This is a genomic window from uncultured Odoribacter sp. (assembly GCF_937966165.1).
Taxonomy (GTDB): Bacteria; Bacteroidota; Bacteroidia; order Bacteroidales; family Marinifilaceae; genus Culturomica.
Genome location: NZ_CALCLB010000005.1, coordinates 42,059 through 59,211, shown reverse-complemented (window position 1 = coordinate 59,211; position 17,153 = coordinate 42,059). Strand labels below are relative to the sequence as shown.

The following is a 17,153-nucleotide window of genomic DNA, read 5'->3' as shown; positions in this document are numbered from 1 at the left end:
AAAGTTTATCTACATAAAAAGAGAATGTAAAAATATCAGCCTCAGATCCCCTTCCCGGAAAAAAGAAACACTATATGAGGAAGAATTAACCGAAAACTTCCCGAATGACTCTTATGCTTTTAATATTAAAATCAGTATTCAGATGGATGCTGAGAAATAACAAAATAATATCCAAAAGTATACTTCGGCTTTTACGGTCCAAAGGGATATCCCCTAATTCTTCCACCTGACAAGTACATAATTTATGAATAATCTGAGCTGCATTAGGACCAGAAACATAAGTATCCCTTCCGCCAGAAGGAATAAAAATCCCACCGTTTATATCCAAAACATACCCTTCTTCATATGTAGAGGTATCTATTTTAAAACCAATTAAAGTTGTCAAACGATACAAAAAAAATAAATTAAAATTAGCAACATCTTTCGTTGCCGTATTTAAATATTCCAAGGATCGGAAAATGAAATCAAAAAGATCTGTATTTTTTTGCTCATTCCTCAAAATCAGATCCAGAACTTCTCCCCATAACAAGGCAATATTCATTTTATAAACATCAAAATATACGGCTGAAAGATTTGCCAGGGAAGTAACGGATTTCAACTTATACAAACTCGACTTTTCTGTATAAAATATCTCAGCTTCAACAACTTGCATCAAATGAACAGTACAATTTTTTTTCTTGAAAAAAGAAGAAGGTGTGATGAAGGAAAGGTATCCTTTCTCTTTCGAAAAAGCGCGTACAATTTTCTGATTATCTGAAAATTGAAACGTTTTCAACACAATTGCCTGAACGACCTCCATCCCTACTGTTAATTTTTTATTTTCGACTGAGAAATTCTGCTAATTTACTGACAGCCCGTCCCCGATGACTAATTTGGTTTTTCTGATCCATAGGCATTTCAGCAAAACTTTGCCGGGATCCCTCCGGACAAAAAATGGGGTCATATCCGAATCCGATTTCTCCTTGCTGTTGTTTTAAAATTTTGCCTTCCACTCTACCTTCAAAAAAATGTTCTTCTCCGTCTAAAAGTAAAGCAATCACTGTTCGGAACCGGGCTTTCCGGTTTTCTTCCCCCTTCATTTCATCCAAAACTTTACGCATATTGGCTGCTGAATCTTTCGCAGGCCCGGCATAACGTGCAGAATATACACCCGGGCGATTCCCCAAAGCCTCTATTTCCAAACCGGTATCATCTGCAAAACAATCGTATCCGTAATGCTCTTTTACATAACGGGCTTTTTCTAAAGCATTCTCCTGCAGGGTTTCGTAATCTTCCGGTATTTCTTCCCGGCAACCAATCTGTTCCAAAGAAACAATTTCGTATTTATTTCCCAGCATTTGTGTAATCTCTTCTAATTTATGCCGGTTGTTTGTAGCAAATACTAATTTCATCTGTACTCTATTTTCATACAAAGATACGAAATAATAGATTGAAATTCGTTCAAAAGTTAAAGGTATAAATATCATCTTTTAAGGAACAAAAGTTAAATGCTCCGCCGATCACTGAAAGTGTGGATCATTATTCGTATTCTGGCTTCCCGTCATACTTTTATAATTTCTGAACAATCTTCTGTAATATCTTCTAAATCCTTTATCTTTGCAGGATTCAAAATGATCGGAATGGAAAAAGGAGTTGTGATAAAATCGACAGGGAATAATTATTGGGTAAGGAAAGAGAATGGTGAATTGGCAGAATGCCGCATCCGGGGGAAATTCCGTCTTCAGGGCATCCGCACCACCAATCCTATTGCTGTGGGAGATGTGGTAACGTTAGAAAAAAGTAATGAAGGATATGTTATTACTCACATCGGCGAGCGCCGCAATTATATTATCCGGAAATCGACAAATCTCTCTAAAGAAGCTCATATTATTGCTTCTAACGTCGATCAGGCATTTTTAATCACCACAATCAATTATCCGGAAACATCAACTGTATTTATTGATCGTTTCCTGGCCACAACGGAAGCTTACAATATTCCCGCTCTGCTCCTTTTTAATAAGGTAGATCTTTATAACGAAACAGACCGGGCAAAACTGAATTATTACACAGCTGTTTATACCCGTATCGGTTATACCTGTCTGGCAGTCTCTGCAATTACCGGAGAGAATATGGATTTGCTAAAGCAATTATTACAAAATAAAACCAGTGTATTTTCAGGAATATCCGGAGTAGGAAAGTCTACACTTATTAACTCTATAGAGCCGGATTTGAATTTAAAAACAGCCCTTATTTCAGAAGCCCACCATACAGGCAAACACACTACTACTTTTGCAGAAATGTTTCCTTTGTCAAATGGAGGATTTATTGTCGATACTCCAGGTCTGAGAAGTTTTGGAATGATCGATATGAAAAAAGAGGAAATTTCTCATTTTTTCCCGGAAATATTCCGCATCTCGGCTAAATGCCGTTTTTATAATTGTACACATATTCATGAACCCGGATGTGCCGTTTTGGAAGCTTTGCAAACCGGAGAAATCAGCGATAGCCGGTACTGGAGCTATCTGAGCATGATGGAAGAAAACGGTGAAAAATACCGATAGACTTTATTTATAAAGTAGAATACACAAAAAAATCCGTCTTTTTCGGTTTCCCGATAAACGTAAATTCCTGACTTATTTTTCCACCCCTGGACGAATAACAATTCAATACCATTTTATTTTCCTGATTCTGCAAAGGTATCCGCCGATAAGAAACTGTATAAGGAAGCGTTTGCCAATTCCGGGTATCTGCCTTTTCTGTCGCCGCATTGGCTAATCCGACAAAAAATCCGATCCATTCGTTTTGCTTGGAAGCCGCATACTGTATTCCCTGTTTAGTCGCCACCCGTAGCAAAGAAGTAGAAAATTCCCTCAACATTCTATCGTGTAATGTCTTAAACGCAATCTGGTTAATATCTTCCGCTATTTCTAAACCATAGTTTTGTCCTTTATAATTTATATCAGCCTGCGTATACTGAAGAGGTCGTTCTACATATTTCGGAAAAACAGCCCGGACAATTTTTAAATCTGCCAAGGAATTCTGTTCATCAGCAGAATATCCAGCCCCCCAGAAAAATGGGAAAGTCAGTCCGTATTCAGCATTGTGAAATACAATTGCCCCGTCTCCTCTCTTTTCTTTTACAAAATTAATACCCCATTCCGACTTTACAGGTCCCAATCCATTCAGCCAAAAGAAAATCAGTTGTCCGTAAGGCGGCGGAGCCGTATACCGGTATTGCTCTCCAAATTCAGTTTCATACTGCTTTAACTCGCTGGTAAAACCGCACAAATAAGCCGTTCTCATCAAATCCTGCTTCAACTGTTCAGGGGCTCCCAACCCAAAATTCTTCTGATAATCCGTTTGATACGTCTCAAAAGCATTCCGGTAGGCAATAAAAGCATCATTATAGTTTCCTGAAGCATCGTAAATCAGTCCCATTAATAAATGAGCAAAAGCATCCTGTTGGTAGCGATTTTTATGATCCGGATATTTATCATTCAATTGCTGCAATTTAATATTGATCTTCCTCACTTCTACCAAAGCGCCTTCCATATCCCCCATTTGAAGATAATTCATGGATTTATAAAAATTCACCATGATTACTTCAAAATCTTCCGGTTTATAAGGAAGTATCTCCGGATTACTCAAAAGCACTGCTGCCTGAAGGGCCGGATTTCTTACCTGCTCATCTATCAAGTTTTCCGCCGTCTCAAAAGCCTGATTACTTTCCTTCGGATGACCGGCCATAAATTCCACATAGCCCAAATTCAAATAAAAGAGAATTTTATTTTTCCCTCTTGCCATCTTTTTGTCTTTCCGCAACAACTTATCTGCTTTTTCAAAATTTCCGGTCTCCACCGTCTGTTGGAATTCCGATGTCCTTTCATACCAGGTTGCACAGGATGAAAAAAGAAATAAACTGCATATAACAACAACAAAAAGACGTATCATACCTCAAAGCTATTTATCTGTATACTGAAAGTTTCTATTCCGTTATTATACAGGCCTTTCAACTCCTTCGTTTTCTTTTCCAATCAGATTTATGGAGAACGTACAGATGATAATGTGACTTCCTTCTGTAACAATCTTCAAAGCCCTTAACATGCTCAAAGGTATTTAAAAACGGTCGGACACTGTTTTCTTTATCTTTTTGTCACCCATCCACACGATTTCACTAGTCTCTAAATCCGTTAATTCCAAATTAATCTGGTAAGAAACAACTTTATTTTTTTTGTAAGAATCGACAATACTGTTAATAGTCCCCTGAAGCATAAAGTCGGCTCCCAATTCACGGCCCCATTTTTTTGCAGTTTCCAAAGATACGTACCCTTTATTCTGATCTTCCCGTTCTGCCCTCAATTCCTCCCGCTTCGCGCCAGCCTGCACTAAACGTACATTACCATTATCCAAAATAGCTTTTTCAATATCTTTAATAAAAGTTTCTGCATCTATATGTTCATGGCTTTTATTCTGTATGGTCCCAACGACAACGACCGGAAGTTTTCCACTATGCGTACTCTCGTAATTCAAAATCCACCTCCCGGATAATAAATCCTGAATCATATTAGCAGATACCAAACGGGAATCAGTATCATTCCATCTTCCGCTTAAATCCACCACTTCGTTACTATCAATACGGACTACTTTCCGATTAGAACTACAACTGATAAACGAAAATAAAAATCCCCATGCCAAAATTATAAATACTATTTTTTTCATATACTCTGTTTTAAATAAGTTTATTTTTATACGTTTATTTCTGATACTGTTACCGGAGTTTTACAGCTATTTTCTATTTTACAACTTTTATGCCAATCATCTGTCGACAGTACCGGAATCCGATCCGAACCATCTATAAGACCCTCCCTATCATAATTCCGGTCTGACTGGGAATTTTTTTCATGTACGCCGACAAAGGCAATTTTGATAAAATTACTTTTCCCATACTGCTGGAAGCGTGTAAAAGATATACTTTATCCCCTTTTTTTACAGCTATTCCTACATGTGAGGTATCCAGTCCCTTAATACCGGTAGTAATTAAAATAATATCTCCGGACTGTATGTTATCTTGAATCTCCTCAATAGTATTCTTAGGTATATAAAAATACGTCCTTTTACAAATAGACTCCTCTATTTGTTTCATTTGAGGTATTAAAAGCGAATCCCGGAGAAAAGCCGGATACCTGAAATAGTTTTTCGTCATAAAAAAGATATTCAGCGGATAATCAATCCCTCCGCATTCCCGGGTAATATCTTTCAAATACCCCTGCCGCTGCATTTCATATAACCAATCACCCGAATAATGAAGTCTCGAAGCATATCCATCTATTTTTCCATCCCGGTACCGTATTTTCCTTAGATTATCTATAAATAAAGGAATAGCTGATTCTTCATAAACATCTAGAAAAGCCAGAGCTAAGGTATTCTCAACAAAAGTCACACAATCCAGTTCCCTTAAATTAACAATCAGTTCTTCCTGTAGCTTTCCCTCTAATGTCCCAGCCCGATAAGGTCTTTCTAAAAAAAATATCCCGATTAAAGGAATCCGTTCATGGACCGGTAAATGAGCCAGGTTCCGGACACGGGCATAACTCCAGAAATCTTTCAGGACCAAACTGTCCGCTGCTTGCAAAGGATTAGCTTTTAATCCTATCATTCCGCTGATCCACAAAAGCAAAAATAATCCAATCGTTCTCATCGTTTTACTGATCCTTCCACTTTACAAAAGGAGATTTTACCAAAAAAGAATTATAATAACAAGGGTTTCCTGTGACTTCTTTTCCCAACCATTCCGGTTTTATAAAAACCTCATCTTCCGATAAAAGCTCTATTTCTGCAAGTATCAGACCTTCGTTATCCCCATGAAATTCGTCTACTTCATAAAGATGATCTCCTGCCCGGACGAGATAACGGGATTTATCGATTACTCCCGGTTCACAAATTTTCAACAGTTCCCGCGCTTCTGCCGGTAAAATTTCCTTCTCCCATTCAAAGCGGCTTACCCCTTTTGCATCCGACTTTCCCTTTATCGTCAGATAAGCTTTTTCTCCATACAGCCTTACCCTTACAGTCCTTTCCGGCAAAGAAGACAAATACCCCTGCACAATAGGCACAACCTGATAAGCAAAAGATTTAAATTCCCCTTTCACCAGAAACTTTCGCTCTATCTCTTTCATTTTCACTCTTTTTATAAGCTTGAACTATTTTACAAATATAAAGAAAAAGGAAATGCTCCCCAAGTTCCCGGTCATTTTCTAACTGCAAATAACGAAAGCCCTAAAAGGTATCTTTTTTCAGACATAAAAAAACTGCCAGAAACTAAATTCTGGCAGCTTATTTCTATTATAATATCCTAAGTTAAATAGCCGTACTGAATTGTTCCAGAAAACGGATATCATTTTCAAAAAACAGACGTAAATCTTTTATTCCGTACTTCAACATTGTAATACGCTCAATTCCCATTCCCAAAGCAAAGCCTGTATATTTTTCTTTATCAATACCATTGAGTTCCAATACATGGGGATCCACCATTCCACATCCCAAAATCTCTAACCAGCCGGAACCCTTACATACGTTACATCCCTGCCCGTGACAAAGCGTACAGGATACATCCATCTCTGCCGAAGGTTCCGTAAAAGGAAAATAGGAAGGACGAAGACGAATCTGTGTATCCGGACCAAAAAGTTCTTTGGCAAAATAAGTAAGCGTTTGCTTTAAATCGGCAAAAGATACATTTTCATCGATATAAAGTGCCTCAATCTGATGGAAAATACAATGAGCCCGGGCAGAAATAGCTTCATTTCGGAATACTCTTCCCGGAGTTACCAAACGGATAGGCAATGCATGAGTCTCCATATCCCGGACCTGTACAGAAGAAGTGTGTGTATGCAAAACAATGTCAGGATGTTTTTCTATGAAAAAAGTATCCTGCATATCCCGGGCAGGATGTTCTTCCGGAAAATTCAATGCTGAAAAATTATGCCAGTCATCTTCAATTTCAGGACCTTCGGAAATAGTAAATCCTAATTTATCAAATATAGATAGAATTTCATTCCGTACGATAGACAAAGGATGCCGTGTTCCCAAATGTATAGGATCGCCCGGTAAGGTAAGATCTAAACCTGACTTTCCGCTATCAGAATCGCAAAGCTGCTCTTTTAATTCATTAATTTTATTCAAGGCAACCGTCTTCAGTTCATTGAGCGCCTTCCCGATCTCTTTCTTCTGTTCCACAGGCACGTTCTTAAAATCCTCAAATAAAAGAGCAATGGTTCCTTTTTTACTCAAATGCTTGATCCTGAATTGCTCTACTTGCTCAGGAGTTTCCGCCGTGAAAGCATTTATTTCCGACGTCAGTTCTTTAATCTTATCTAACATTTGTATCTTCTTTTAATTACCGAGGCTACAAAGTTAGAAAAAATATGGAGATTGTACTACTCTGAATCAAAAGGAGCCTCAAAAAGTCAGCTGAAGTTTAGTTGTTGTTTTGTTTTTTTAATCTGTTTCTCCATTGTTTTAATTGGGGATAAACCAAACAACCGATAATAGCCCCCAGAACATCCGCCAATAAATCCAGCATGTCTCCGCTCCGTTTGAAAAAATACTCCTGCAATAATTCGATGATTCCTCCATAGATAAATGCAATACTAATCGTGATAAGATATATTTTTCTCCATGTCAAACGGGTTTGATATTCTAATTCACCGCATAGCAAAATAGCCATAATGAAAAACAGTCCAAAATGAACAATTTTATCAAGGTGTGGAAAACTCCATTGAGGATTAGGAATATTCTCTCCCGGAATAGCACACAAAACAAAAATAACTAAAGCCCATATTATATTACGGAATAATAGAATATAGTTTTTCCTTGTCTCCGCCATATCATTCATTCAATATCATTATTTTCATTTTTACGTCTTTAAAAGGACGATTGTTTTCGTCAGTCGGTAAAGCTGCTATTTTATCAATGACATCTAACCCTTCTACAACTTCCCCGAACACTGTATATTCTTTGTCTAAATGATGCACTCCCCCCAGGTTTATATAATCCTGTTTTTTTTGCTCCGACATATATATTTTATCCGGATTGGCATTCCATTCAAAAGCAATATCTTTTTTTATCTTTTCTGCAATTTCCCGAAATTCTTTTACTTTATTTAACTTACGAAGGGAATCCAGAATTACTTTTTTCTCAGGTGTATAATATTTACGGTTTATCGCATTCTTTATAGGAGCATTAACCGATTTTTCAATCAGTTCTAACTCCTTTTCAGTGTATTTTTTCCCTTGTACAATGTAAAACTGGGAAATGTCAGATTCCTTAAAAAAGTTTTCCCGGTCAGGCTGGCGAGGTGCAGCCAAAGCACCTTTTTTATGATAATGTTCCTCTTTAATTTCCGCATCTATAGTCATTGGCTTTCCAAAACCGATAAATTGACCGGCGATTGCATTCCGGCTGTCTGAAGATCCTCCCTGAATCATAAAATTCCGGATCACCCGGTAAAACAAAGTTCCGTCATAATGACCTGTCTTTGCCAAACGAACAAAATTATCCCGGTGTTTAGGAGTATCGTTGTACAATTTTATTTTCATATTTCCCAGATTGGTTTCTATCAAAGCCATTACTTCTTTTTCCTGAGCATACAAGAAAAGGGGAAATATAAATAAGAAACTGAATATCCATCTTTTCATAACTTATTTTTATATGTTCTGATCTCTGAATTGAATTTACATTCCTTACACTAATTTTTTTATCAAATATTTAACCGGGAAATAGGATGCAATATAACCGATCAATAAAACAGTCAATAAAATAAAAGCAATGTCTCCGAACACCAATTTGACCGGATAAGCTTCTATTATATAATTTCCTTCCCCCAGTTTGATAAAACCAAATGTCTGCTGTAAAAAACAAATCAATACCCCTAACACCAATCCGACAAAGGCACCTACATAAGTGATTAAATTTCCTTCTGTCCGGAATACGGAAATAATTTTTGGGGAAGTCATCCCCAAAGCCTTATAAGTTGCCAGATCTTCTTTCTTATCTAAAATGAGCATTGAAATTGATCCGACAATATTAAAAGAAGCAATAAACAGTATGAAAAGTAATATTAAAAATACAACCAGCTTTTCTGATTTCATCATTGCGTAAAAAGAACGGTTTATTTCATACTTATCTTCTACTTTAAAATTTTCTCCGCTTATTTTTTGTAACTGAACTTTTATTTTCTTTAAAATTTCCGGATTTTTTAATTTAATCTCTATTTTTGAAATCTGATGATCTAAACGAAATAACTTGCGGGCAAAATTAATATCAGTGAGAATGTATTTACTATCAACTCCTTGCTGTGAAGAAAAAAAACCAGCAGGAAAGACAGATTCTGTATTTAAAGCAGCATTCAAAGAAGAAGCTTCTTTATTAGGATAATAGAAGACCAGAGGAGTTAAATAATTCAGTCCGATTCCTAATTCTGCAGCTACCCCCTGCCCTACAACAGATGTGTAGAGATCCCCTTCCCGCAAATGAAATTCCCCTTGTATTATGTTTTCCTCTAATCCGGTCACTATCCCGTAATCCGGTATAACCCCCTTTACAACTACCGGCTTCAGACGATCCCCATATTTTAATAAAGCATTTTCTTCCACTACCGGATTAAAATAGTCAATATCGGAATGAGCAAGAAGAGCCCGATAAGCCAAACTATCAAAATTCGCAAATTTTCCTTTTACCGGAGAAATAATCAAATCAGGAGTCATACTGTCTGTACTTTTCTGTAAAATCAAATCAATTCCGTTAAAAACAGAAAGGATTACAATCAAAGCCGTCGTACCAATTGCCACTCCCGCTACACTGATAGCAGAAATAATGTTTATAGCATTTTGCTTCTTTTTAGAAAAAAGATAACGACGGGCAATAAAAAAGGACAGCTTCATTTATGCTCTTTTTAAATGAGTTTGATTTTAAGACCTCTATTAAATTAAAACTATTTTTATTCCTGCTATGCCCCGGTCCGGAAACAATCTATGTCCAAAAATCGCAAATTATTTCAAAAGTTCGTCTATTTTTTCAATATAATCCAAACTATCATCTACAAAAAAACGCAATTCAGGAATAATCCGCATTTGTTTCCCTACTTTTTTACCCAAAATAAACCGGATCATTTTATTTTTTTCATTCAGATTGTTCATTGTCGCTTCTACACTCTCTGAAGGAAAAATACTTACGTATACCTTAGCATACGAAAGATCGGGACTCACTCTTACTTTAGTAACCGAAACCATTGCTCCCGCTATTATCTCCCTGCATTCTTTTTGAAACATTTCACTTAAATCCCTCTGTATCAAACGGGAAACCTTATTTTGCCTGATCGAATCCATCACTTAATTATTTTATATGATAAAAATTTCTACAAATATACTATAATAAATTCATTATTTTATTACATTTGCATCCGCAAACAAACGAGATGTAGCGCAGTTGGTAGCGCGCCACGTTCGGGACGTGGAGGCCGCTGGTTCGAGTCCAGTCATCTCGACCAATTAAAGGCAATTGACAGGTAACGTGTCAATTGCCTATTTTTTTGTAGAAAACTTTTAATACATTCGGGATAAACTGACTGAGCTAAAATTTTCCTAGATTTGTAGAGTTAAAAACAGTCGGCTAAGCTATTCTAAGGAATATGTCGAAGAAGCCGAGGAATCCTTAAACATATTCAGAGTAACATATCGAAAAAATCCGGAATCTTTAAGTGTATCACTGGTAATAATGTCTACACAAATTAGCAATAACGAAAGTTATATCATCAAAATCTTACAATAACGTCAAAATTCCAGACATCCCGGTCCAAAGCTGGAGACACTGATAATCAGTGCATTTTTGTTTAAAGTTGACAAATTTGTAAGAAGTGGACAAAATTGACCTTTGAAACACATGTCCTCAATAAGGAATAGTGTTTCAAAAAGAAAAGGTTTCCCGAAAACGAGTAATTCCCTATTTTTGTTATTTTGTAATGAATAAATCAGAAATAAAAGCGTCATCTGATAAAGGCTTCTACCCGAATAATACAAATTTTTTTCAGTGGTAATATACTTTAAACGGAATATGCTATAATTTCAGCTGATTATCCAAAATCCCTTTAATAAAAGCACTAATAAAAATACCTGCCTTAAATTAACCTTCAGTTTTTCCGGATTTCGTTTTTCATAAACATTTAGAGCCAAATCCCTTACTGCTACTTTTCAACCTCATAATCGTTCGTAGCCCTCTATTTTTTGTTCCCGATAATTTCTATTTTAAGTAATCCATAATTATTTGTTCTAAAGCCTATTAAACCGATGTTTCACTTTTTTTCTGTGGAGAGTAAATGAAAATTACACAGTAGGGCACGTCCCTAGTGTGTAGTTTTTTTTGTGGGAGAAATTTTGTAAATTTGTATATACTGTGCGGGAGTGAGAAGACGACTTTTCCATTTTTTCGAAAGGCCTTCCGGTATGAATGATCGTATCGTCAAATTCTAAGAGTAATTTTATGGAATATCATCCTATCTATAATTATTATTGTGACGAAAGCTGTCATCTGAAAAACGACGGAAAGCAATATATGATCCTGGGGTATATTTCTGCGCCATACCAGCGGATAAAAAAATTAAAAGAAGATATTAAGGAACTCAGAAAAAAACATAAAAATTCACTTGAAGTAAAATGGAGTAATCTCAATGCCTGGAATTATAATTTTTATGCCGACTTGGTGAATTTCTTTTTTGACCGTTCGGATATCCGTTTCAGGGCTATTATTGTAGATAAAAAACGGTATATAGCCGCTAAATGTAACCACGACTACGACCGTTTTTATTATCTGATGTATTATCAGCTTATCTACCATTTATTAGATACAACTTCTACTTACAATATTTATCTGGATATAAAGGACGACCTCAGTTCATACCGGATTGAAGAACTGAAAAAAATTCTAAACGTACATATGGGAATTATTGAAAAAATTCAGCACGTCCGGTCACATGAAGTGGATTTACTCCAATTGTGCGATTTATTTATCGGCGCCTTATCTTATAATTTAAACAATACGGTAAAAGAAGCGCTTCCCAAATTGCGGTTAATTGAAAAAATACGGCAACGTACCGGAGCTTCTTTGGAAGAAACAACTTATAAAAGTGTTGCTAAATTCAATATTTTCAGAATACAGATTTAAAATTAAGATTTTATTCCGCCATCATGCCCCTGAATTTACTTAAAACATATAATTCATTATTGGAATTAGATTCGTTCAGTGAATCCGAACGGAATATTTCATTAGGCAGAATTTTCCATAGGGATTTTATAGAAACCGATAATTTTTTCCGGAATAAAGCGGTAAAACCGACTCCCCAGGAAGGGAAGACAACCATAGAAATCCTCTTTCATCATTTGACAACCCACTCAGAAGGGAAATACCACCATCGGGTATACGACCGGGATCGTTCCATGCGGATTCACTGGATAAAATTCCACCTTCAGGAAAAAAAGGCAGATACTATTGAAGTTTTTTCAGTCAAAGATAAACAAGCGGTCAGGACTTATATTTACAACGAAAAAGAGTCCTATATCGTCGTACTGGAGCCCAAAACACCTCAATATTATTATCTGATTACAGCTTTTTATATCAAAGGCAGAAACCGGTATAAAATCGAAAAAAAAAGAAATAGAAAATTAGAAGGGATCTATTAAAGCAAAAAGCGATAAATACTGAAGATTTACCGCTTTTCGATTTCCTTTCCCCTTTGGAGAATGAACTTTATACAAAAATAACATTATTTATTTAGAATCAAAATAGCTCTTCAGAAGGCAATATCCTTATTCGAATAAAGAAAAACGAAAAGACATTCTTTCTATGCTTCTTAAGAAGTATTCCAAACAGTTACAGAAGAATTTATAAGAAATTAAATAAGCCTATTTTTACCCTATATATTTTTACTTTCATCTTTCAATTTTCAATTAATTGCCGTAGCTTTGCAGGCGAATATAAAACGCTATAATATCGATATCAATAGACAGAAATGAGAAAATGGAGTATTGAGGATTCAGCAGAATTATACAACATCAATGGTTGGGGGCTGAACTATTTTTCAATTAATGAAAAGGGACACGTAGCAGTAACTCCTAAAGCCGACGGCCCCTCTATCGATCTGAAAGAATTAATGGAAGAATTACAAGTACGTGATGTAGAAGCCCCTATGTTGTTGCGATTCCCGGATATTCTGGACAACCGGATAGAAAAGATATCCAACTGCTTTGAATTTGCAGCCCGTGAATACGGTTATACTGCAAAAAACTTCATTATTTATCCCATTAAAGTCAATCAGATGCGTCCTGTGGTAGAAGAAATCGTCAGCCACGGAAACAAATTCAACATTGGGCTGGAAGCCGGTTCCAAACCGGAGTTACATGCTGTTCTGTCCATCGATATAGACGACGACGCCATGATTATTTGTAACGGATATAAGGATGAAAGTTACATAGAATTGGCATTACTGGCTCAAAAGATGGGGAAACGTATTTTTCTGGTCGTCGAAAAATTAATGGAACTCCGTAATATCGCCAAGCTGGCTAAAAAGATGAATATTCGTCCGAATATCGGAATCCGCATAAAACTTGCCAGTTCCGGTAGCGGAAAATGGGAAGAATCAGGAGGGGATGTAAGTAAATTCGGTGTAAATTCCAGCGAATTACTGGAAGCGTTGGATATTCTTGATAAATACAAAATGAGGGATTGTCTGCAGCTCATTCATTTTCATATTGGCAGTCAGGTTACAAACATCCGCCGGATCAAAACAGCCCTCAAAGAAGCTTCCCAATTTTATGTACAACTCCAAAATATGGGATACGAAATAAATTTCGTAGATATAGGGGGAGGATTAGGCGTAGATTACGACGGAACCCGGTCTTCAACTTCAGGGAATAGTATGAATTATTCTATACAGGAATATGTAAATGATGCCGTATCTTCTATTGTAGATGCCTGCGAAAAGAATAATCTGCGACAACCCAATATTATCACGGAGTCCGGGCGTTCGCTTACAGCACACCATTCAGTACTGGTATTCGAAGCATTGGCCAGTACCCATTTACCGGCTTTTGATGAAAATGAAGAGATTTCCAAAGATGCTCATGAATTAGTAAAGGAACTCTATGAATTATGGGAAAACCTGAATCAACCCCGTTTGCTGGAGACCTGGCACGACGCCGTACAATGCAGGGAAGATGCATTAGGACTTTTCAATTTGGGATTGATTGACTTAAAAACCAGAGCACAAGTAGAACGCCTGTTCTGGTCCGTTGCCCGCGATGTTTATCAGATGGCCGAAGCGACAAAACATGCACCGGATGAATTAAAGAAAATTTCTAAGATGTTACCGGATAAATATTTCTGTAATTTCTCTTTATTCCAGTCTCTCCCGGACTCCTGGGCCATCGATCAGATTTTTCCCATTATGCCTATCAGCAGATTAAATGAACAACCCACAAAATCTGCAACCATTCAGGACATTACGTGTGATTCTGACGGGAAAATAGATAATTTTATCTCTACCCGCAATTTCTCTTACCACTTACCCGCACACGAACTCAACGATAAAGAACCTTATTATTTCGGTGTATTTCTGGTCGGGGCTTATCAGGAAATCTTAGGAGATTTGCATAATCTTTTCGGCGACACAAACGCTGTACACATTAAAGTGAAAGGAAATGAGTATGTTATCGATAAAATCATCGAAGGAGAAACAGTAGCCGATGTATTGGAATACGTACAATTCACACCTAAAAAAATGGCCCGTACTGTAGAAGTTTGGGTTACTGCCTCTGTAAAAAAAGGTATTATTTCAGCCGAAGAAGGAAGGGAGTTTTTATCGAATTACCGTTCCGGACTTTATGGCTATACTTATTTAGAATAGATACTGTACATTTTATTAAAGTCCTTAAGCATTTTGCTGAAGCATACTATTTTCCGGTAAACTCCGAAAAAAACACTTCAGTAATCCCTTAAAATGCTTAAGGGCTATTTTATTTACAGGAGTTGAATCGCTTAAAAATGATCTAAAAACACTTGTAATAACCGGGGTTCCAAAAATACAGGATAGATAAAACCAAATACGGCCCCATAAAAATGGGCATTGTGATTAATATGCCCCCCTCCGCGTTTAGCCATATACTGACAATAAATAAGATAAAGAACCCCAAATAAAATTCCGGGAACAGGTACTACTGCAAACAAAAGAATTTTATCCCAGGGATTCAAAAATATACAACTGAACAGCACAGCAGCCACTGCCCCGGATGCACCAATAGAAGAATAATAAGGCTCATTCCGGTACCGGAATAAATCGTACAGAGAGGCGACAATCATTCCTCCGAAATACAATATAAGATAAGCCCATGCCCCAAAATCGTTGTATCGGAAAACAGATTCTATATAAATCCCAAACGACCAATAAGTAAACATATTGACAAATAAATGTGTCATATCCGCATGTACAAATCCATGGGTAATCAACCGGTACCACTCTCCCGCGTGTATGACTCTATAAGGATTCATAGACAGTTTCTCTAATAAAGCCCGGTTATTGAAACACATCAGAGAAATTACAACTGTCAATCCGATAATGACATAGGTTATCATAATTCAATTGTTTTTAAAAGAATTTTTCAAAGCCTTCCGCATACTTTGTCAATGAAATATCGATGATTTCATAATCAGCAATACCTTTAAAATAGAAAGGATCTTCTTCAATAATTGCATTTACTTCCTCTCTATCCGAAGCATTACATAAGATACATCCCCCTGTACGGGGATTCCGTCTTCCGGAAAAAATAAATTTTTTCAATGCATAATATTTGTCCAGATATGCCCGGTGAGCCCCCAGATTTTCTTCCACTTCTTCAAGCGGCCTTTTGTAATTTACCAAAAATATAAACATAAATACTTTTCAAAATTCACAAATTAAGTCCATAAAGTCCTGTGAGCTTCTCTATTCAGTTGGAACCAAATAGGTTGGAAATACAACAGACTTTATGGACTTTTAAATATTCACTCCGGTAAATACTATTTCTTTTCGTACAATTTTACCCAGTTTTTATATTCTCTGTTTTTCCATGCATTACTATGATATACATAACTGGCAATCAGAGGAATTACTGTAGTACCTTCGGCATATACCATTTGTTCATACGTCACATCTACCTTACCCCATGAACAAGCTTCTTTTAAAGTAGAAGAAGAACAAGCTCCGTCCCGTACATCAGCTACTGTAATCTGTATGGCATATTTATGCATAGGAACCTCATGTCCTAAAATTTCAGCGCAAACGACCGTATCCTGTGCAAAATTCTTAGGGGTCCCTCCCCCTATCATAAATAAACCGGTAGTCGGGGCATTCATTTTGATCATGGTCAATTCGATAAAGTCTTTTACAGAATCGATAGAGACATGTTTATCCGGATGTTCCCACTGGTGTTTTCCAATACCGAATCCGGCACTGCAATCTGAAAAAGCCGGACAGAAAATAGGCACTCCACATTCATAACACGTCTGGATCAAACTATCTTTTTTCACCGAATGTTCTGTCAGCCATTTTCCGATTTCCCAAATAAACTCACGGGAAGAATAAGGACGGGGTTCCAGGGCATTTGCTATCTCATACGTTGTATGATCACAAATCTGCAATTCTTCTTCATCAATAAAAGTATCGTAAATACGATCAATATATAAATCTCTCAATTGCATATCCGGAACGTCCTGACGGCCTTTATAATGCTTGAATCCTAAAGCTTCAAACAAATCCATATCAATAATAGATGCTCCGGTCGCTACAACGACATCGATCATCTTATTGCGGACCATATCCACATATACCTGCATACATCCGGCAGCACTTGTACTTCCAGCAATGGTAAGAATATTCGTACACTCTTTTTCCTTTACCATTTTCATTAAAATATCAGCTGCACGGGCCGTATCGCGTGAGGTGAAGGACATATCGCGCATAGCGTCAATCAACTGGGTTGAATCGTAAGACTTGATGTCGATGTGTTTAATTGTGTCTTTTAATAAATCTTTCTTTTCCATTTTTTAATATAAACAATGTAAGGTACAAATATGAGGACCCCACTGACTCAGTC

At 36.8% G+C, this 17,153-nt stretch carries 18 protein-coding genes and 1 tRNA gene; 5 read left to right on the top strand and 14 right to left on the bottom strand.

The features are described from left to right. Positions 1-85: 85 nt before the first annotated feature. Together recO and Q0465_RS01310 are read right to left on the bottom strand one after the other, a co-directional pair. Positions 86-799, bottom strand: a complete 714-nt coding sequence (recO, locus tag Q0465_RS01315) for a DNA repair protein RecO (protein ID WP_298611719.1) — start codon at positions 797-799, stop codon at positions 86-88. 16 nt (positions 800-815) lie between these two features. Further along, positions 816-1,391 carry a non-canonical purine NTP diphosphatase gene (locus tag Q0465_RS01310; RefSeq protein ID WP_298611716.1) on the bottom strand — a complete coding sequence of 192 codons (576 nt, stop codon included), beginning with the start codon at positions 1,389-1,391 and terminating at the stop codon, positions 816-818. A gap of 228 nt (positions 1,392-1,619) precedes the next feature. Between Q0465_RS01310 and rsgA the strand changes: the two genes are divergently transcribed. After that, positions 1,620-2,540: a ribosome small subunit-dependent GTPase A gene (gene rsgA, locus Q0465_RS01305; RefSeq protein ID WP_298612105.1), complete on the top strand. Its 921-nt coding sequence runs from the start codon at positions 1,620-1,622 to the stop codon at positions 2,538-2,540. Between the two features lie 7 nt (positions 2,541-2,547). On the opposite strand, the gene Q0465_RS01300 is transcribed toward rsgA, so the two are convergent. The 9 genes from Q0465_RS01300 to rbfA form a co-directional block, all read right to left on the bottom strand. Beyond that, the gene (locus Q0465_RS01300; protein WP_298611713.1) at positions 2,548-3,930 is read right to left on the bottom strand and encodes a hypothetical protein; all 1,383 of its coding nucleotides are present in this window, start codon (positions 3,928-3,930) and stop codon (positions 2,548-2,550) included. Between the two features lie 165 nt (positions 3,931-4,095). Then, positions 4,096-4,698 (bottom strand): penicillin-binding protein activator LpoB, encoded by a 603-nt coding sequence (locus Q0465_RS01295; RefSeq protein ID WP_298611710.1) that lies wholly within the window; start codon positions 4,696-4,698, stop codon positions 4,096-4,098. Between the two features lie 133 nt (positions 4,699-4,831). Beyond that, positions 4,832-5,677, bottom strand: coding sequence for an N-acetylmuramoyl-L-alanine amidase-like domain-containing protein (locus Q0465_RS01290; RefSeq protein WP_298611707.1), 846 nt, complete (start codon positions 5,675-5,677; stop codon positions 4,832-4,834). 4 nt (positions 5,678-5,681) lie between these two features. Then, positions 5,682-6,155 (bottom strand): CYTH domain-containing protein, encoded by a 474-nt coding sequence (locus Q0465_RS01285; RefSeq protein WP_298611705.1) that lies wholly within the window; start codon positions 6,153-6,155, stop codon positions 5,682-5,684. A 181-nt stretch (positions 6,156-6,336) separates the two neighbouring features. Then, positions 6,337-7,356, bottom strand: coding sequence for a phenylalanine--tRNA ligase subunit alpha (gene pheS, locus Q0465_RS01280; protein WP_298611702.1), 1,020 nt, complete (start codon positions 7,354-7,356; stop codon positions 6,337-6,339). Between the two features lie 97 nt (positions 7,357-7,453). After that, positions 7,454-7,861, bottom strand: a complete 408-nt coding sequence (locus tag Q0465_RS01275; protein ID WP_298611699.1) for a VanZ family protein — start codon at positions 7,859-7,861, stop codon at positions 7,454-7,456. 1 nt (position 7,862) lies between these two features. Further along, positions 7,863-8,672, bottom strand: coding sequence for a peptidylprolyl isomerase (locus Q0465_RS01270; protein ID WP_298611696.1), 810 nt, complete (start codon positions 8,670-8,672; stop codon positions 7,863-7,865). Positions 8,673-8,717: 45 nt separating this feature from the next. Beyond that, positions 8,718-9,917, bottom strand: a complete 1,200-nt coding sequence (locus Q0465_RS01265; RefSeq protein WP_298611693.1) for an ABC transporter permease — start codon at positions 9,915-9,917, stop codon at positions 8,718-8,720. A gap of 108 nt (positions 9,918-10,025) precedes the next feature. Beyond that, positions 10,026-10,361 (bottom strand): 30S ribosome-binding factor RbfA, encoded by a 336-nt coding sequence (gene rbfA / locus Q0465_RS01260; protein WP_298611690.1) that lies wholly within the window; start codon positions 10,359-10,361, stop codon positions 10,026-10,028. Between the two features lie 85 nt (positions 10,362-10,446). Between rbfA and Q0465_RS01255 the strand changes: the two genes are divergently transcribed. From Q0465_RS01255 to speA, 4 genes are all read left to right on the top strand, one after another. After that, positions 10,447-10,522, top strand: a tRNA-Pro gene (locus Q0465_RS01255). Between the two features lie 989 nt (positions 10,523-11,511). Further along, positions 11,512-12,192: a DUF3800 domain-containing protein gene (locus tag Q0465_RS01250; RefSeq protein ID WP_298611687.1), complete on the top strand. Its 681-nt coding sequence runs from the start codon at positions 11,512-11,514 to the stop codon at positions 12,190-12,192. Positions 12,193-12,215: 23 nt separating this feature from the next. After that, positions 12,216-12,707: a hypothetical protein gene (locus Q0465_RS01245; protein WP_298611684.1), complete on the top strand. Its 492-nt coding sequence runs from the start codon at positions 12,216-12,218 to the stop codon at positions 12,705-12,707. Positions 12,708-13,036: 329 nt separating this feature from the next. Beyond that, on the top strand, positions 13,037-14,929 hold the full coding sequence (speA, locus tag Q0465_RS01240) for a biosynthetic arginine decarboxylase (RefSeq protein WP_298611681.1): 1,893 nt from the start codon (positions 13,037-13,039) through the stop codon (positions 14,927-14,929). A gap of 131 nt (positions 14,930-15,060) precedes the next feature. Here the strand turns inward: speA and Q0465_RS01235 are convergent, their stop codons facing one another. From Q0465_RS01235 to Q0465_RS01225, 3 genes are all read right to left on the bottom strand, one after another. Next, positions 15,061-15,654, bottom strand: a complete 594-nt coding sequence (locus Q0465_RS01235; RefSeq protein WP_298611679.1) for a rhomboid family intramembrane serine protease — start codon at positions 15,652-15,654, stop codon at positions 15,061-15,063. A 13-nt stretch (positions 15,655-15,667) separates the two neighbouring features. Then, positions 15,668-15,952: a YciI family protein gene (locus tag Q0465_RS01230; RefSeq protein WP_298611676.1), complete on the bottom strand. Its 285-nt coding sequence runs from the start codon at positions 15,950-15,952 to the stop codon at positions 15,668-15,670. A gap of 125 nt (positions 15,953-16,077) precedes the next feature. Next, on the bottom strand, positions 16,078-17,100 hold the full coding sequence (locus Q0465_RS01225; protein ID WP_298611673.1) for a deoxyhypusine synthase: 1,023 nt from the start codon (positions 17,098-17,100) through the stop codon (positions 16,078-16,080). Between the last annotated feature and the right edge of the window lie 53 nt (positions 17,101-17,153).

Coding starts and splice junctions, on each gene's coding strand:
- Q0465_RS01230 (WP_298611676.1), bottom strand. CDS start 15,952: ATGTTTATATTTTTGGTAAATTACAAAAGGCCGCTTGAAGAAGTGGAA.
- Q0465_RS01275 (WP_298611699.1), bottom strand. CDS start 7,861: ATGGCGGAGACAAGGAAAAACTATATTCTATTATTCCGTAATATAATA.
- rsgA (WP_298612105.1), top strand. CDS start 1,620: ATGGAAAAAGGAGTTGTGATAAAATCGACAGGGAATAATTATTGGGTA.
- Q0465_RS01310 (WP_298611716.1), bottom strand. CDS start 1,391: ATGAAATTAGTATTTGCTACAAACAACCGGCATAAATTAGAAGAGATT.
- Q0465_RS01295 (WP_298611710.1), bottom strand. CDS start 4,698: ATGAAAAAAATAGTATTTATAATTTTGGCATGGGGATTTTTATTTTCG.
- Q0465_RS01225 (WP_298611673.1), bottom strand. CDS start 17,100: ATGGAAAAGAAAGATTTATTAAAAGACACAATTAAACACATCGACATC.
- Q0465_RS01235 (WP_298611679.1), bottom strand. CDS start 15,654: ATGATAACCTATGTCATTATCGGATTGACAGTTGTAATTTCTCTGATG.
- Q0465_RS01290 (WP_298611707.1), bottom strand. CDS start 5,677: ATGAGAACGATTGGATTATTTTTGCTTTTGTGGATCAGCGGAATGATA.
- Q0465_RS01285 (WP_298611705.1), bottom strand. CDS start 6,155: ATGAAAGAGATAGAGCGAAAGTTTCTGGTGAAAGGGGAATTTAAATCT.
- speA (WP_298611681.1), top strand. CDS start 13,037: ATGAGAAAATGGAGTATTGAGGATTCAGCAGAATTATACAACATCAAT.
- rbfA (WP_298611690.1), bottom strand. CDS start 10,361: ATGGATTCGATCAGGCAAAATAAGGTTTCCCGTTTGATACAGAGGGAT.
- Q0465_RS01300 (WP_298611713.1), bottom strand. CDS start 3,930: ATGATACGTCTTTTTGTTGTTGTTATATGCAGTTTATTTCTTTTTTCA.
- Q0465_RS01270 (WP_298611696.1), bottom strand. CDS start 8,672: ATGAAAAGATGGATATTCAGTTTCTTATTTATATTTCCCCTTTTCTTG.
- Q0465_RS01265 (WP_298611693.1), bottom strand. CDS start 9,917: ATGAAGCTGTCCTTTTTTATTGCCCGTCGTTATCTTTTTTCTAAAAAG.
- Q0465_RS01250 (WP_298611687.1), top strand. CDS start 11,512: ATGGAATATCATCCTATCTATAATTATTATTGTGACGAAAGCTGTCAT.
- recO (WP_298611719.1), bottom strand. CDS start 799: ATGGAGGTCGTTCAGGCAATTGTGTTGAAAACGTTTCAATTTTCAGAT.
- pheS (WP_298611702.1), bottom strand. CDS start 7,356: ATGTTAGATAAGATTAAAGAACTGACGTCGGAAATAAATGCTTTCACG.
- Q0465_RS01245 (WP_298611684.1), top strand. CDS start 12,216: ATGCCCCTGAATTTACTTAAAACATATAATTCATTATTGGAATTAGAT.